This window comes from Streptococcus sp. 339, assembly GCF_013277285.1.
Lineage (GTDB): Bacteria > Bacillota > Bacilli > Lactobacillales > Streptococcaceae > Streptococcus > Streptococcus pseudopneumoniae.
The window spans coordinates 1-17,535 of the sequence record NZ_VMMR01000009.1; the positions used below are offsets into that span (position 1 = coordinate 1).

At 40.8% G+C, this 17,535-nt stretch carries 11 protein-coding genes and 2 pseudogenes; 9 read left to right on the plus strand and 4 right to left on the minus strand.

All coding sequences use genetic code 11. The features are described from left to right. Nucleotides 1-51 precede the first annotated feature (51 nt). Nucleotides 52-235: pseudogene (locus HT736_RS01485) on the plus strand (transposase); the annotation flags it as partial. On the opposite strand, the gene HT736_RS11555 reads toward HT736_RS01485, so the two are convergent. Further along, nucleotides 219-401 (minus strand): hypothetical protein, encoded by a 183-nt coding sequence (locus tag HT736_RS11555; protein ID WP_078374317.1) that lies wholly within the window; start codon nt 399-401, stop codon nt 219-221. The pseudogene HT736_RS01485 and the gene HT736_RS11555 sit on opposite strands and share 17 nt — an antisense overlap. Before the next feature lie 126 nt (nt 402-527). Here HT736_RS11555 and HT736_RS01490 point away from each other — a divergent pair, with 126 nt between their 5' ends. From HT736_RS01490 to HT736_RS01510, 5 genes are all read left to right on the plus strand, one after another. Continuing rightward, nucleotides 528-2,507 (plus strand): peptide ABC transporter substrate-binding protein, encoded by a 1,980-nt coding sequence (locus HT736_RS01490; RefSeq protein ID WP_172930672.1) that lies wholly within the window; start codon nt 528-530, stop codon nt 2,505-2,507. 66 nt (nt 2,508-2,573) lie between these two features. Then, a complete protein-coding gene (locus HT736_RS01495; protein ID WP_000759897.1) occupies nt 2,574-4,070 on the plus strand; it encodes an ABC transporter permease in 1,497 nt (498 codons plus the stop codon). Continuing rightward, the gene (gene oppC / locus HT736_RS01500) at nt 4,070-4,996 is read left to right on the plus strand and encodes an oligopeptide ABC transporter permease OppC (RefSeq protein ID WP_000103690.1); all 927 of its coding nucleotides are present in this window, start codon (nt 4,070-4,072) and stop codon (nt 4,994-4,996) included. Before HT736_RS01495 ends, oppC begins: the two co-directional genes overlap by 1 nt. Nucleotides 4,997-5,004: 8 nt before the next feature. Then, nucleotides 5,005-6,072, plus strand: a complete 1,068-nt coding sequence (locus HT736_RS01505) for an ABC transporter ATP-binding protein (protein ID WP_000159548.1) — start codon at nt 5,005-5,007, stop codon at nt 6,070-6,072. Nucleotides 6,073-6,082: 10 nt separating this feature from the next. Continuing rightward, complete coding sequence (locus tag HT736_RS01510) at nt 6,083-7,009, plus strand: ATP-binding cassette domain-containing protein (protein WP_001291299.1); 927 nt, start codon at nt 6,083-6,085, stop codon at nt 7,007-7,009. Between the two features lie 65 nt (nt 7,010-7,074). Here HT736_RS01510 and HT736_RS01515 read toward each other — a convergent pair. Beyond that, a pseudogene (locus tag HT736_RS01515) lies at nt 7,075-8,351 on the minus strand (ISL3 family transposase). 154 nt (nt 8,352-8,505) lie between these two features. After that, complete coding sequence (treR, locus tag HT736_RS01520; protein ID WP_172930676.1) at nt 8,506-9,216, minus strand: trehalose operon repressor; 711 nt, start codon at nt 9,214-9,216, stop codon at nt 8,506-8,508. Nucleotides 9,217-9,399: 183 nt separating this feature from the next. On the opposite strand from treR, the gene treP reads away from it, so the two are divergent. The 3 genes from treP to tig all read left to right on the plus strand — a co-directional run bounded on the left by treP (nt 9,400) and on the right by tig (nt 15,003). Further along, nucleotides 9,400-11,367, plus strand: coding sequence for a PTS system trehalose-specific EIIBC component (treP, locus tag HT736_RS01525; RefSeq protein WP_172930673.1), 1,968 nt, complete (start codon nt 9,400-9,402; stop codon nt 11,365-11,367). A gap of 177 nt (nt 11,368-11,544) precedes the next feature. After that, nucleotides 11,545-13,170, plus strand: coding sequence for an alpha,alpha-phosphotrehalase (gene treC, locus HT736_RS01530; RefSeq protein WP_000171232.1), 1,626 nt, complete (start codon nt 11,545-11,547; stop codon nt 13,168-13,170). A gap of 549 nt (nt 13,171-13,719) precedes the next feature. Continuing rightward, a complete protein-coding gene (gene tig / locus HT736_RS01535) occupies nt 13,720-15,003 on the plus strand; it encodes a trigger factor (protein ID WP_138700223.1) in 1,284 nt (427 codons plus the stop codon). Between the two features lie 47 nt (nt 15,004-15,050). On the opposite strand, the gene HT736_RS01540 is transcribed toward tig, so the two are convergent. After that, nucleotides 15,051-17,417 (minus strand): ATP-dependent RecD-like DNA helicase, encoded by a 2,367-nt coding sequence (locus HT736_RS01540; protein ID WP_050975861.1) that lies wholly within the window; start codon nt 17,415-17,417, stop codon nt 15,051-15,053. Between the last annotated feature and the right edge of the window lie 118 nt (nt 17,418-17,535).

Below are 17,535 nucleotides of genomic sequence, written 5' to 3' on the forward strand. Positions count from 1 at the left end.
TCCCAACTATTTTTGAATGGTTGGAACGCTTTTTAAAAACTAAATGACTATAAAAAGAAATGCCACGCTATGAAGGCTCAAGCGATTGTCACAAGTCAAGGGAGAAGTTTCTTTGGATATCGCTGTGAACTATTGTCATGATATGAAGTTGTTCAAAACGAGTCGCAGAAATATCGGACAAGCTGGTAAAATCTTGGCTGACAATGGTTATCAAGGACTCATGAAGCTATATCCTCTTTTGCAGGAAGTCTAATATTGTTATAAAATGATTTGAATTCCAAAATCACATTGTTCCGTCCGTATTTTATTTTACTGTATGTCTTCCTAAGCTCCAAAGTTTCTGCGTCAAATTTCCTATTTTCACTGTAGTCTTTGACACTTCGAACGACAATTTGAATCATATATTCAAAAAAAATGAAAAATTTGTGCCAACAAGCCTAAATATTCTGAAAATTTGTTTGATTTTTAATGGATAATATGATATAATGGTTGTCAATCTATAATTCACATAAACAGAGGAGTAGAAAATGAAAAAAAGTCGTGTATTTGCTACAGCAGGTCTTGTTTTATTAGCAGCAGGTGTACTTGCAGCATGCAGTTCTTCAAAATCATCTGATTCATCAGCCCCTAAAGCTTATGGCTATATTTATACAGCAGACCCAGAAACCTTGGACTACCTGATTTCAAGTAAAAATAGTACACAAGTAGTGACTTCAAATGGGATTGATGGTTTATTCACTAACGATAATTACGGGAATCTTGCTCCTGCAGTTGCAGAGGATTGGGAAGTCTCTAAGGATGGTTTGACCTACACTTATAAGATTCGTAAAGGGGTTAAATGGTTTACCTCTGATGGAGAAGAATATGCAGAGGTGACGGCTAAAGATTTCGTGAACGGTTTAAAACACGCAGCAGATAAAAAATCAGAAGCTATGTATCTAGCTGAAAACTCGGTTAAAGGCTTGGCAGATTATCTATCAGGAACTTCAACAGATTTTTCAACAGTTGGTGTCAAGGCGGTTGATGATTATACGTTACAATACACTTTGAACCAGCCTGAACCGTTCTGGAACTCTAAGTTGACCTATTCTATTTTCTGGCCTTTGAATGAAGAATTCGAAACATCAAAAGGAAGCGATTTTGCTAAACCAACAGATCCGACATCCTTGCTTTATAATGGGCCATTCTTGTTGAAAGGGTTGACTGCAAAATCTTCTGTAGAGTTTGTAAAAAATGAGCAATATTGGGATAAAGAAAATGTCCACCTAGATACTATCAATCTAGCTTACTATGATGGCTCAGATCAGGAGTCGCTAGAGCGTAACTTCACTAGTGGAGCTTATAGTTATGCCCGTCTTTTCCCTACCAGCTCCAACTATTCTAAGGTTGCAGAAAAATACAAGGACAATATCTATTACACACAACCAGGCTCTGGGATTGCTGGTCTGGGTGTGAATATTGATCGCCAAAGTTACAACTATACTTCTAAAACTACAGATTCAGAGAAAGCAGCTACTAAGAAGGCATTGCTTAACAAAGATTTCCGTCAAGCCTTGAATTTTGCTCTTGATCGCTCAGCTTACTCAGCTCAAATCAATGGTAAAGATGGAGCAGCTTTAGCAGTTCGTAATCTATTTGTAAAACCAGACTTTGTTTCAGTTGGTGAGAAGACCTTTGGTGATTTAGTCGCTGCTCAACTTCCTGCTTATGGAGATGAGTGGAAAGGTGTGAATTTAGCTGATGGGCAGGATGGTTTATTCAATGCTGACAAGGCCAAGGCAGAGTTTGCGAAAGCTAAGAAAGCTTTAGAAGCAGATGGCGTTCAGTTTCCTATTCATCTGGATGTTCCAGTAGACCAAGCATCAAAAGGCTATATCGCCCGTATTCAGTCCTTTAAACAATCTGTAGAAACAGTTCTTGGTGTTGAAAATGTCGTTGTCGATATTCAACAAATGACAAGTGATGAATTCCTTAATATTACTTACTATGCTGCCAATGCTTCATCTGAGGATTGGGATGTATCGGGAGGAGTTTCATGGGGACCAGACTATCAAGACCCATCTACTTACCTGGATATTTTAAAAACAACTAGCAGTGAAACTACAAAAACATATTTAGGATTTGATAATCCAAATAGCCCTTCAGTAGTTCAAGTTGGTTTGAAAGAATACGATAAATTAGTTGATGAAGCTGCCAGAGAGACAAGCGACTTGAATGTCCGTTATGAAAAATATGCAGCGGCTCAAGCATGGTTGACAGATAGTTCACTCTTTATTCCTGCTATGGCTTCTTCTGGTGCAGCACCAGTGCTTTCACGAATTGTTCCATTTACTGGAGCTTCTGCGCAAACAGGCTCTAAGGGGTCAGATGTTTACTTCAAATATTTGAAATTACAGGATAAAGCGGTGACTAAGAAAGAGTATGAAAAAGCTCGTGAAAAATGGTTGAAAGAAAAAGCTGAATCAAATGAGAAAGCTCAAAAAGAATTGGCAAGTCATGTGAAGTAAATAATTTCTAATAGAACTTTCTCTCCATGAGGAGAAGGTTCTTTTGGGATTTTTAAAGGAAATAATATGAAAAAATATATTTTTATGCGTGTTTTGCGGTCATTGGTTTCGATTTTCTTAGTGACGACTTTGACCTACACGATTATCTATACCTTGGTTCCTCGAAAATTGATTTTCAAGCAGGACCCTAACTATAATAAAATTGCGACAACGGCTGATAAACGTGATAACTATGAAAATACTGTGTTTGAGCGTATGGGCTACATTGAGTATTACGATACTAAAGAGTTGCAAGAAAAGGCAAGTAGCATGGATTCTTCTGTAACAGTAGAAGCAAATGCGACCAATAAAGCTATTTATGAAAAGTACATCAATCAATTAGGTCATGGTTGGACCTTGGGAGAATTTACTGAAAGTGGTCAATTCTATGCTAGTCGTGAAATTCCAATTTTTGAACGAGTTTTTCACTTCTATGCTAACTTGATTGACATTGACCATACAAATAAAATCCAAGACCCTGAAAATCCAGACTTGAAACGTTACCTTCGTTTCGAAAATGATCCAGCTATCGGATGGTCATTGGTCGGTTCAGGAACTAAACATAAATATCTCTTGTACTTTAACAGTCAGTTCCCATTTGTGCATCAAAATTTTGTGAACATCAATTTAGGTGACTCTTACCCAACCTATGCTAATACACCAGTTCTTCAGGTTATTACTCAAGGTCAAGGACAAACCAAAACTGCCCAAGTTCAGTTCCCAACAGGTAAGAAAACGTCTTCTGTAAATATTTACTCAAGAACCTACAAGTCACCTAGTCAGGCTGACTCTCGTGAAGTAGCTAGCTATGGGAAAGATGATCCTTATACAGCGACTGAAAGTAATTACCAATATCCATCTATGATTGTCAGCTCTGCTATTACTGGTTTGATTGGTTTGGTGATTTCTTATGCGATTGCAGTGCCACTTGGTTCAGCCATGGCTCGTTTCAAGAACACTTGGATTGATAGCTTCTCAACAGGGGCTTTGACCTTCTTGCTTGCTCTTCCAACCATTGCCTTGGTTTACATCGTTCGATTGATTGGATCATCTATTGGTCTTCCAGATTCGTTCCCTATCTTGGGAGCTGGAGATTGGCGTTCTTACGTTTTACCAGCAGTCATCCTTGGTTTGTTGGGTGCTCCTGGTACAGCTATTTGGATTCGTCGTTACATGATTGACTTGCAATCTCAAGACTTTGTTCGTTTCGCTCGTGCAAAAGGTTTGTCTGAAAAAGAAATTTCAAACAAACACATCTTTAAAAATGCCATGGTTCCGCTGGTTTCAGGAATTCCTGGTGCCATTATTGGGGTTATCGGTGGTGCAACCCTTACTGAAACAGTCTTCGCCTTCCCAGGTATGGGTAAAATGTTGATTGACTCTGTAAAAGCATCTAATAACTCTATGGTCGTTGGTCTTGTCTTCATCTTTACATGTATTTCTATCTTCTCACGTCTTTTGGGAGATATTTGGATGACTATTATTGACCCACGTATTAAATTGACTGAGAAAGGAGGCAAATAATGTCTACAATCGATAAAGAAAAATTTCAGTTTATAAAACGTGACGATTTTGCCTCTGAAACTATTGATGCGCCAGCATATTCTTACTGGAAATCAGTGTTTAGACAATTTATGAAGAAAAAATCAACTGTAGTCATGTTGGGAATCTTGGTAGCCATCATTTTGATGAGTTTCATCTACCCAATGTTTTCTAAGTTTGATTTCAATGATGTCAGCAAGGTAAACGACTTTAGTGCTCGTTATATCAAGCCAAATGCTGAGCATTGGTTCGGTACAGACAGTAACGGTAAATCACTCTTTGACGGTGTCTGGTTTGGAGCTCGTAACTCTATCCTCATTTCTGTGATTGCGACAGTGATTAACTTGGTTATCGGTGTTTTTGTCGGTGGTATTTGGGGAATTTCAAAATCAGTTGACCGTGTCATGATGGAAGTTTATAACGTCATCTCAAACATCCCATCTCTTTTGATTGTCATTGTCTTGACTTACTCAATCGGAGCTGGATTCTGGAATCTGATTTTTGCTATGAGTGTGACGACATGGATTGGGATTGCCTTCATGATCCGTGTGCAAATCTTGCGTTACCGTGATTTGGAATACAACTTGGCGTCACGTACTTTGGGAACACCAACCTTGAAGATTGTTGCCAAAAACATTATGCCACAATTGGTATCTGTTATTGTGACAACCATGACTCAAATGCTTCCAAGCTTTATCTCATACGAAGCCTTCTTGTCTTTCTTCGGTCTTGGATTACCGATTACAGTGCCAAGTTTGGGTCGTTTGATTTCGGATTATTCACAAAACGTAACAACCAATGCTTACTTATTCTGGATTCCATTGACAACTCTTGTCTTGGTATCCTTGTCCCTTTTCGTAGTTGGTCAAAACTTAGCGGATGCTAGTGATCCACGTACACATAGATAGGAGTAGAAATGACAAAAGAAAAAAATGTAATTTTGACTGCTCGCGATATTGTCGTGGAATTTGACGTTCGTGACAAAGTATTGACAGCCATTCGCGGCGTTTCCCTTGAACTAGTTGAAGGAGAAGTATTAGCCTTGGTAGGTGAGTCAGGATCAGGTAAATCTGTTTTGACAAAGACCTTCACAGGTATGCTCGAAGAAAATGGTCGCATTGCCCAAGGTAGTATTGACTACCGTGGTCAGGATTTGACAGCTTTATCTTCTCACAAGGATTGGGAACAAATTCGTGGTGCTAAGATTGCGACTATCTTCCAGGATCCAATGACTAGTTTGGACCCCATTAAAACAATTGGTAGCCAGATTACAGAAGTTATTGTAAAACACCAAGGAAAAACAGCCAAGGAAGCAAAAGAATTGGCCATTGACTACATGAATAAGGTTGGGATTCCAGATGCAGATAGACGTTTTGATGAATACCCATTCCAATATTCTGGAGGAATGCGTCAACGTATCGTTATTGCGATTGCCCTTGCCTGCCGACCTGATGTCTTGATCTGTGATGAGCCAACAACTGCCTTGGATGTAACCATTCAAGCTCAGATTATTGATTTGCTAAAATCTTTACAAAACGAGTATCATTTCACAACAATCTTTATCACTCACGACCTTGGTGTGGTAGCAAGTATTGCGGATAAGGTAGCGGTTATGTATGCAGGAGAAATCGTTGAGTATGGAACTGTTGAGGAAGTCTTCTATGACGCTTGCCATCCATATACATGGAGTCTCTTGTCTAGCTTGCCTCAGCTTGCTGATGATAAAGGGGATCTTTACTCAATCCCAGGAACACCTCCGTCACTTTATACTGACCTGAAAGGGGATGCCTTTGCCTTGCGTTCTGACTATGCAATGCAGATTGACTTCGAACAAAAAGCTCCTCAATTCTCAGTATCAGAGACACATTGGGCTAAAACTTGGCTACTTCATGAGGATGCTCCAAAAGTAGAAAAACCAGCTGTGATTGCAAATCTCCATGATAAGATCCGTGAAAAAATGGGATTTGCCCATCTGGCTGACTAGGAGGAAGGAAATGTCTGAAAAATTAGTAGAAATTAAAGATTTAGAAATTTCCTTCGGTGAAGGAAGTAAGAAGTTTGTCGCGGTTAAAAATGCTAACTTCTTTATCAACAAGGGAGAAACGTTCTCGCTTGTAGGTGAGTCCGGTAGTGGGAAAACAACTATTGGTCGTGCTATCATCGGTCTCAATGATACAAGTAATGGAGATATCATTTTTGAGGGTCAAAAGATTAATGGTAAGAAATCGCGTGAACAAGCTGCGGAATTGATTCGTCGTATCCAGATGATTTTCCAAGACCCTGCGGCAAGTTTGAATGAACGTGCGACTGTTGATTATATTATTTCTGAAGGTCTTTACAATCACCATTTGTTTAAGGATGAAGCAGAGCGTGAAGAGAAAGTTCAAAATATTATCCGTGAAGTGGGTCTGCTTGCTGAGCATTTGACTCGTTACCCTCATGAGTTTTCAGGTGGTCAACGTCAACGTATCGGTATTGCCCGTGCCTTGGTCATGCAACCAGACTTTGTTATTGCGGATGAACCCATTTCAGCCTTGGACGTTTCTGTGCGTGCCCAAGTCTTGAACTTGCTCAAAAAATTCCAAAAAGAACTTGGCTTGACCTATCTCTTTATCGCCCATGACTTGTCGGTTGTTCGTTTTATTTCAGATCGTATCGCAGTTATTTACAAGGGTGTTATTGTAGAGGTTGCAGAAACAGAAGAATTGTTTAACAATCCAATTCACCCATATACTCAAGCCTTGCTTTCAGCGGTACCAATTCCAGACCCAATCTTGGAACGTAAGAAGGTCTTGAAGGTTTACGACCCAAGTCAACACGACTATGAGACTGATAAACCATCCATGGTTGAAATCCGTCCAGGTCACTATATTTGGGCGAACCAAGCCGAATTGGCACGTTATCAAAAAGGACTAAACTAGTAATGGTTTTATAATTTCCATGTCAATTTTTAGGCTCTTTGTCAACTGTAGTGGGTTGAAGTCAGCTAAGCTCGAGAAAGGACAAATTTCGTCCTTTCTTTTTTGATGTTCAGAGCGATAAAAATCCGTTTTTTGAAGTTTTCAAAGTTCCGAAATCCAAAGGCATTTCGTTTGATAAGCTTAATGAGATTATTGGTTGCTTCTAATTTGGCGTTAGAATAGTGTAGTTGAAGGGCATTGACAATCTTTTCTTTATCCTTTAGAAAGGTTTTAAAGACAGTCTGAAAAAGAGGATGAACCTGCTTTAGATTGTCCTCAATAAGTCCGAAAAATTTGTCAGGCTCCTTGTTCTGGAAGTGAAAAAGTAAGAGCTGATAGAGATTGTAGTGGTGTTTCAAGTCTTCTGAATAGCTCAAAAGCTTGTCAAGAATCTCTTTATTCGTTAAGTGCATATGAAAAGTAGGGCGATAAAAACGTTTATCGCTGAGTTTACGACTATCCTGTTGAATGAGTTTCCAGTATCGTTTAATAGCCTTGTATTCATGGGATTTTCGTTCAAACTGATTCATAATTTGGACACGGACACGACTCATAGCACGGCTAAGATGTTGCACAATGTGAAAGCGATCCAGAACGATTTTAGCGTTTGGAAAAAGTTGCCTAGCTAAGTCATAATAAGGACTAAACATATCCATAGTAATAATTTTCACTCGACATCGGACGACCCTATCATATTTAAGAAAGTGATCTCGAATGACGGCTTGTGTTCTACCTTCAAGAACAGTGATGATATTGAGCTTATCAAAATCTTGCGCAATAAAGCTCATCTCCATCTCCCGATTGAAACAGTCACTCCCCGGACTGTTTCAACGTCCCAAGACATAATCTTAGGCAGATTTCTAAAATTACACTCAAAGTGGAAGTCATTGAGCTTTCGAATGACAGTTGAAGTTGAGATGGAAAGCTGATGGGCAATATCGGTCATAGAAATCTTTTCAATTAACTTTTGAGCAATCTTTTGGTTGATGATACGAGGGATTTGGTGATTCTTCTTGACGATAGAAGTTTCAGCGATCATCATTTTTGAACAGTGATAGCACTTGAATCGACGCTTTCTAAGGAGAATTCTAGTAGGTATACCAGTCGTTTCAAGATAAGGAATTTTAGAAGGTTTTTGAAAGTCATATTTCTTCAATTGGTTTCCGCACTCAGGGCAAGATGGGGCGTCGTAGTCCAGTTTGGCGATGATTTCCTTGTGTGTATCCTTATTGATGATGTCTAAAATCTGGATATTAGGGTCTTTAATGTCTAGTAATTTTGTGATAAAATGTAATTGTTCCATATGATTCTTTCTAATGAGTTGTTTTGTCGCTTTTCATTATAGATCTTATGGGACTTTTTTTCTACAATAAAATAGGCTCCATAATATCTATAGGGGGGTACCCACTACAAATATTATAGAGCCGAAAAAGGCTGAGATCTGGTGTCTCAGTCTTTTATTTCTTGCGCTTTGCAAAATCTACAAATCTAAATTTCTCTAACTTATGGCGACTTTCGGTAAACTGAAATTGGCGTCCGTCTTGGAGATAGCCTTTTGATTTAATCGAAACGACATAAGGGTCTTTGCCAATGTCCATGAGAATCTTGTCTCGGTCGCTTGAGTGGTCAATGGTGATTTCCTTCTGAGCATAATCAATAAGGAGTTTGAGGCCATTTTCTATATAAGAATAGATAGACTGCTCAGCAATTTGGCGAGTGAGATTTGGGATGAGTTCCATATCCAGATAGTCTGTATCCAGAACGGATACCAGATCATCCACCACACGCTGGCGGACCACCTTCCAAACCATCCGAAACTCTGGGAAACCGGTTATCAGTGAGGATTTTTTATCAATAATAATCTTGTCCAGACTGACCACGTTGGTTTTAGAGCGCAGTCCAAGTTCTTTAACTAGTTCTTGGTAGCTGGTTAGGTTGGATACAGGGAAATTGACGGTTTCTTCTTTGACGACTTGAGAACCTTGCCCTCTTATCTTTTTGATCAATCCTTCCTCTTGGAGGAGAGACAGGGCCTTTCGGACGGTATCACGACTCACTTGATATTGCTCCATAAGGTCGTGCTCGCTAGGAAGGAAATCTCCGACAGCGTAAGTCTCGTTTTGAATGGTTTCTTGGATTTGCTTAAATAATTGTTGGTATTTCTTCAGTTTGCCTGCTTAAATAGGTTTTTAGTCTAGTTCAATGAACACCTGTATCTATTTTACCATACAAGTGCTAGAAAAATGACAAAAAATCCTCTTTTTACATCAAACAAGTTGCAGACAAGTTTGGTATCGTTTACAATATTCTTATCAAATCAAACTTGCTTTGACAAGTATAAGGAGAATCAAATGGGAAAATTTGAACAAGAAGCCAAGGATCTGCTTCAGGCAATTGGAGGCAAGGAAAATGTGACTGCCGTAACCCACTGTGCGACACGGATGCGGTTTGTTTTAGGAGATGATAAGAAGGCTAATGTTAAGGCTATCGAGTCAATTCCAGCTGTTAAAGGAACCTTTACAAATGCAGGTCAATTTCAGGTAATCATTGGAAATGACGTGCCAATCTTTTATAATGATTTTACAGCTGTTTCGGGTATTGAGGGTGTTTCCAAAGAAGCAGCCAAGTCTGTAGCTAAGAGTAATCAAAATGTGGTCCAACGTGTCATGACCACTCTGGCGGAAATCTTTACTCCGATTATTCCAGCCTTGATTGTTGGTGGATTGATCCTCGGTTTCCGTAATGTCTTGGAAGGTGTGCATTGGTCTATGTTGGATGGCAAGACCATCACAGAAACTTCTCAGTTTTGGGCAGGGGTTAATCACTTCCTCTGGTTGCCGGGTGAAGCTATCTTCCAGTTCTTACCAGTGGGGATTACCTGGTCTGTTTCTCGTAAGATGGGAACCAGCCAAATCTTGGGAATTGTTCTCGGAATCTGTTTGGTATCGCCTCAGTTGCTCAATGCCTATGCGGTTGCTTCAACGCCAGCAGCTGATATTGCGGCAAACTGGGTTTGGAATTTTGGCTATTTTACTGTTAATCGTATCGGTTACCAAGCCCAAGTTATCCCAGCCTTGCTTGCAGGTTTGAGTCTGTCTTATCTTGAAATTTTCTGGCGCAAGCATGTCCCAGAAGTGATTTCTATGATTTTTGTACCTTTCTTGTCATTGATTCCAGCCTTGATTTTAGCTCATACTGTTTTGGGACCAATCGGTTGGACAATTGGACAAGGACTTTCATCAGTTGTCTTGGCAGGTTTAACTGGTCCAGTTAAATGGCTCTTCGGTGCAATTTTTGGTGCCCTCTACGCTCCATTTGTCATCACAGGTCTGCACCATATGACCAATGCCATTGATACACAATTGATTGCGGATGCTGGTGGCACTGCCCTATGGCCAATGATTGCTCTTTCTAATATTGCTCAAGGCTCAGCCGTGTTTGCCTATTATTTCATGCACCGTCATGATGAGCGTGAGGCTCAGGTTTCACTTCCTGCCACTATTTCAGCCTATCTCGGTGTTACAGAACCAGCCCTCTTTGGGGTCAATGTCAAATACATCTATCCATTTGTAGCTGGAATGACTGGTTCAGCTCTTGCAGGCATGTTATCCGTTACTTTTAATGTAACTGCGGCTTCTATTGGTATCGGTGGTTTGCCAGGTATCCTCTCTATTCAACCTCAATACATGTTGCCATTTGCAGGAACTATGCTAGTCGCTATTCTTGTTCCAATGCTCTTGACTTTCTTCTTCCGTAAGGCTGGTCTCTTTACAAAAACAGAGGACGATACGGACTTGCAGGCAGAATTCGTTGCTCAAGAAGAAGCAGAATTTGTGAGTCATGAACCAGTAGAACTTACTCCAGTAGAAATTGTTAGCCCGCTGACTGGCCAAGTGAAAGAACTAAGTCAAGCAACGGATCCAGTCTTTGCTTCAGGTGTCATGGGGCAAGGTCTGGTCATTGAACCAAGCCAAGGTGAGTTGACTTCTCCAGTCAATGGGACAGTGACGGTTCTTTTTCCTACCAAGCATGCCATTGGTATTGTCTCTGACGAGGGGGTGGAATTGCTCATCCACATCGGTATGGATACAGTAGGTCTTGATGGCAAAGGATTTGAAAGTCTTGTAGCCCAAGGAGACCATGTCACAGTTGGTCAGCAACTGATTCGTTTTGATATGGATGTCATTAAGGCTGCAGGTCTGGTGACAGAAACTCCTGTTATCATCACCAACCAAGATGCTTATACAGCGACTATTCCCGGAACTTATCCGACAACGATCCAAGCTGGAGCATCTCTCATGGTCGCTACACGAATCTAATACTCTTCGAAAATCTCTTCAAACTACGTCAGCTCTATCTGCAACCTCAAAATAGTGTTTTGAGCAACCTGTGGCTAGCTTCCTAGTTTGTTCTTTGATTTTCATTGAGTATAATTGAAATAGCACAAATAGGGACGGAAGACTGCTTCCTCCCTTTTATCAGAAAAGGAGAAACAGATGACACTTGATAAAGGAAAAGTAGTCTATCAAATCTATCCAAAATCTTACAAAGACACCACTGGCAATGGTATTGGGGACTTCCGTGGAATTATTGAAAAAATTCCCTATTTAGCCAAACTAGGTGTGGATATGGTCTGGCTCAATCCATTCTATCCAAGCCCTCAACGGGATAATGGTTACGATATTTCAGATTATATGGCAGTAGATCCTCTTTTTGGTGATATGGCTGATTTTGAGGAAATGGTGCGTGTCGGTCAAGAGCACAAGATTGACTTTATGCTGGACATGGTACTCAATCATTGTTCGACAGAGCATGAATGGTTTCAGAAAGCCTTAGCTGGGGACAAGTATTATCAAGACTTTTTCTTCATCCAAGACCAACCAACAGATTGGCAGTCTAAGTTTGGTGGCTCTGCATGGGCGCCCTTTGGGAATACAGGGAAATACTACCTTCATCTTTTTGATGAGACCCAGGCTGACCTTAACTGGCGCAATCCCAATGTCCGTAAGGAGCTTTTCAAGGTAGTTAATTTCTGGCGTGACAAGGGTGTCAAAGGTTTCCGATTTGATGTGATCAATTTGATTGGCAAGGATGAAGTCTTAGTGGATTGTCCTGAAAATGAAGGAAAGCCAGCTTATACAGACAAACCTATCGTTCATGACTATTTGCGTATGATGAATCAAGCCACTTTTGGAGCAGACGATAGCTTTATGACAGTTGGGGAAATGTCTTCTACCACCATGGACAACTGTGTCCTCTATTCGTCGCCTGATCGTCAGGAATTATCCATGACCTTTAATTTTCATCACCTCAAGGTGGACTATAAGGATGGACAAAAGTGGACCTTGGCTCCCTTTGATTTTGAAGAGTTGAAGAGTCTTTACCATAGTTGGGGTAAGGAAATGAGTGATAAAGACGGTTGGAGTGCTCTCTTCTGGAACAATCACGACCAACCACGCGCTTTAAACCGTTTTGTTGATATTCAAAACTTCCGCAAGGAAGGAGCCACTATGCTAGCAGCCAGCATTCACCTGTCACGTGGGACACCTTATATCTATATGGGCGAGGAAATCGGGATGATTGACCCAGACTATGATTCTATTGCTGATTATGTGGATGTCGAATCGCTCAATGCCTATCAGATGCTCTTAGAGGAAGGGAAGAGTCAGGAAAAAGCCTTCCAGATTATTCAAGCTAAGTCGCGTGATAATTCACGCATTCCCATGCAGTGGGATACTTCTGAAAATGCAGGATTTTCAACAGGCACTCCATGGTTGAAAGCTGGTAAATCCTATAAATACATCAATGTAGAAAATGAAATCCAGGGTCCGATTTTCACCTTCTATCAAGACTTGATTCGACTGCGTAAGGAAATGCCAATCATTTCAGAAGGAAATTACAAACCAGCCTTTGAAGATAGCAAACAAGTCTATGCTTTTGAACGCCAGTTTGAGGATCAAAAGTTACTAGTGCTCAATAACTTTTATGCCAAAGAAGTGGAAATCGACTTGCCAGCAGTCTACCAAAATGGACAAATTTTGATTTCAAACTATGAAGACGCAGAAGTGTCTGAGAAAATTCTACTCAAACCCTATCAAACACTGGCTATTTATGTAAATTAATACTCTTCGAAAATCTCTTCAAACCGTGTCAGTTTTATCTGCAACCTCAAAGCGGTGCTTTGAGCAACCTGTGGCTAGCTTCCTAGTTTGCTCTTTGATTTTCATTGAGTATAAACTTAGCAAGAAGACCTCTTTTTCAGAAAAGCAGGGTTCTTTTTGATGTCTATTCCATCCTTGAAAGTGTAGAACAAACTGTCAATCGAAAGTGATTATGTCCCAAAAAAAATGGTGAGATTGAGGGCAATTATTTTGCTTTCATTTGACAAGAGGAACCCTTGAAGCAGTTTTGTCAGCTAAACCAAGGCTAATCTTAGCCTTGGCTTGTCAGCCTAACAGCATCAAGCCTCTTATCAAATGAAATAGAGGGCTAGCTATCAGCTAGTTAAAACATCTAATTTTTAGGAGGGCTGGGTGGCTAACTTCATTATAGAACTTTCATTAGTTAGCAAAAAGGCTTGTTGTCTATAATTGTCTGCATTAGTCTAGATTTTATTTATAGAAAATGTTATAATAGACTGTATTTAAAAAATTTTAAGGAGAAATGACAGAATGTCTGTATCATTTGAAAACAAAGAAACAAACCGTGGTGTCTTGACTTTCACTATCTCTCAAGACCAAATCAAACCAGAATTGGATCGTGTCTTCAACTCAGTTAAGAAATCTCTTAATGTTCCAGGTTTCCGTAAAGGTCACCTTCCACGTCCTATCTTCGACAAAAAATTTGGTGAAGAGTCACTTTACCAAGATGTTATGAACGCTCTTTTGCCAAATGCTTATGAAGCAGCTGTAAAAGAAGCTGGTCTTGAAGTCGTTGCTCAACCAAAAATTGATGTAACTTCAATGGAAAAAGGTCAAGACTGGGTTATCACAGCTGAAGTCGTGACAAAACCTGAAGTTAAATTGGGTGACTACAAAAACCTTGAAGTATCAGTTGATCTAGAAAAAGAAGTAACTGACGCTGACGTTGAAGAGCGTATTGAACGCGAACGCAACAACTTGGCTGAATTGGTTATCAAAGAAGCTGCTGCTGAAAACGGCGATACTGTTGTTATTGACTTCGTTGGTTCTATCGATGGTGTTGAATTTGATGGCGGAAAAGGTGAAAACTTCTCACTTGGACTTGGTTCAGGTCAATTCATCCCTGGTTTTGAAGACCAATTGGTAGGTCACTCAGCTGGCGAAACTGTTGATGTAGTTGTAACATTCCCAGAAGACTACCAAGCAGAAGACCTTGCAGGTAAAGAAGCTAAATTCGTAACAACTATCCACGAAGTAAAAGCTAAAGAAGTTCCAGCTCTTGATGATGAGCTTGCAAAAGACATTGACGAAGAAGTTGAAACACTTGCTGAATTGAAAGAAAAATACCGCAACGAATTGGCTGCTGCTAAAGAAGAAGCTTACAAAGATGCAGTTGAAGGTGCAGCAATTGATAAAGCTGTAGAAAACGCTGAAATCGTAGAACTTCCAGAAGAAATGATCCACGAAGAAGTTCACCGCTCAGTAAACGAATTCCTTGGAAACTTGCAACGTCAAGGTATCAACCCTGACATGTACTTCCAAATCACTGGAACTACTCAAGAAGACCTTCACAAACAATACGAGGGAGAAGCTGAGTCACGTACTAAGACTAACCTTGTTATCGAAGCAGTTGCCAAAGCTGAAGGGTTTGACGCTTCAGAAGAAGAAATCCAAAAAGAAGTTGAGCAATTGGCAGCAGATTACAACATGGAAGTTGCTCAAGTACAAAGCTTGCTTTCGGCTGATATGTTGAAACACGATATCACAATCAAAAAAGCTGTTGAGTTGATTACAAGCACAGCAACAGTTAAATAATATTAATAAACAAAAATCCCACCTGAATTGGTGGGTTTTCTTGTGCACTATTTTCCAAAAATCTCTTTGAGATCTGCATCTGTAATCCCAATCATGGCCGGGATGCTGTCCCAGTTTTCTTCGGTTAGGATGTAGGATTGTTCAGAGGTACTTGATGTGGCTGTTTCAGAGACAGCTGGTTGCTTTTCTTCAACATTCTCCAATAAATCACTGAAGCGTTCAATCAGATAGGTTTTTCGGGCAGTTCCGATATGTTGAGTAGCATAGTCGAAGGCCTGTAATTCGCCTAGTAAGATAAGCTTGCTTTTGGCGCGTGTAATGGCTGTATAGATGAGATTGCGCTCCAGCATACGCCTACTAGCACTGGTGATCGGTAGGATGACAACAGGGAACTCACTTCCCTGTGATTTATGGATGCTCATGGCATAGGCCAGGCGAATCTTGTACCATTCGTTACGTGGGTAAGAGACTTCATTGCCATCAAAATCAATAACAATCTCGTCTTGTTTCGACTCGGTGTATTTACCAGGAATCAGGTCTGTGATGGCTCCTAAATCTCCATTAAAGACATTGATTTCAGCATCGTTGACCAAGTGAATGACCTTATCTCCCTTACGATAGTGGCACTGGGGAGCTTCAAAACTGAGTTGGTCTTTTTGTGGTGGGTTCAGGAGGTCTTGCATGAGTTGGTTGATGGCATCAATCCCTGCCGTCCCTCGGTACATGGGAGCCAGAACTTGGATATCACGGGCAGGAATGCCACTTCTGAGGGCAGCGCCTAAGATTTTCTCAATCGTAGCAGGAATATGGCCACTAGCAATTTCAAAGTAGGAACGGTCAGCTTTTTTCTGGGTGAAATCGGCTGGCAAGATGCCCTGTCGGATTTGACTAGCTAGGGTGACGATGGTTGATTCTTCGCTTTGCCGATAAATTTTTTCCAAGCGAGTCTGAGGAATTAAAGGAATATGAAGGAGGTCAGCTAGAACTTGTCCAGGGCTGACAGACGGTAGCTGATCGCTATCTCCCACGATGAGAATCTTACTGTTAGAAGAGATGTTGGAGAAGAGTTGATTGGCCAGCCAAGTATCCACCATGGAAAATTCATCCACGATAATAAAGTCAGCATCCAGATAATCTTCCAGATGACTAGTATCATCGTCACCTGTCATTCCCAAGTGGCGATGTATGGTCGCGCTAGGCAAACCTGTCAATTCATTCATGCGACGAGCAGCTCGACCAGTTGGAGCAGCAAGAAGAATGGGCAGATTGCTTTTCTTCCTGAAGTCAAGTCCTTCTAAAAGGGCATAAACAGCGATGATTCCATTGATAACAGTTGTCTTACCAGTACCAGGCCCACCTGTCAGGATAAAGACCTTGTTCTGGATAGCGTCACAAATAGCTTGTTTTTGAATGTTATCATACTCAATCCCCAGTTCTTGCTCGACAGTAGTGATATGCTTTTGAATAGTTTCTAAATCTTGTCTCTTCTGTTCTCCTTTTTCAAGGATACGAATCAAGTGACTGCGGATACCTTCCTCAGCGAAAAAGAGGCTGTTGTCAAAGATCTTGGTATCAATCTGCTGAACCTTGTCTTCTTCGATCAGGTAGGAGAGCTCTTGGGCAACTTGGCTGGGGTCTAGTTCCACGGGACGGGAAGACTCAAGGAGAGTAAGGGTTTGTTCCAGCAAATCCCGTGCTTCAACATAGGTGTCCCCTGTTTCCATACAGGCCTGAAAAAGACTGTGAACTAGACCGGCGCGGAAGCGTTCAGGAGCCTGACTTTCGATGCCTAGTTCCTCAGCTAGTTGGTCAGCAATGGTAAAGCCCAAACCCTTGATATCCTCAACTAGCTGGTAGGGATAATTTTCAACCACATCAAGGGTTTCTTCCTTGTAAAAGTCTTGAATCTGAAAGGCTAGTTTGTTGGGAATGCCGTAGTTGGCTAGTTTGGCCAAAACCATCTCCGTTCCGTAGTTGAGACGGAGAGTGGAGACGAAAGCCTCGCGATTTTTGGCAGAGAGCCCTGCGATGCCTTCTAACTTTTCTGGGTGTTGCAAAATTTCGTCAATGGTATTGTCGCCATAGGTGTCCACTATTTTCTGAGCTGTCTTGAGACCAATTCCCTTGAAATGGCTACTTGAAAAGTACTTGACCAAGCCCTTGCTAGTTGGTTTTGCACGTTCATAACGGTTGATTTGCAGTTGTTCCCCATACTTGGAGTGCTGGACAATTTGCCCCCAAAAAGTGTAGTCTTCGCCCCCAATCACATCAGCCATGGTGCCGGTGACAATAATTTCAAAATCATCAAAATCCTCTGCGTCTGTATCGTCGATTTCTAGGAGGAGGATACGATAAAAATTACTGGGATTTTCAAAAATAATCCGTTCAATGGTTCCTGAAAAATAAACTTCCATAAGATTCCTTTGCATAAATAGGTGAGAGTTAACTTTGTATCTATTTTATACTCAATGAAAATCTCTTCAAACCACGTCAGCTTCGCCTTGCCGTATATATGTTACTGACTTCGTCAGT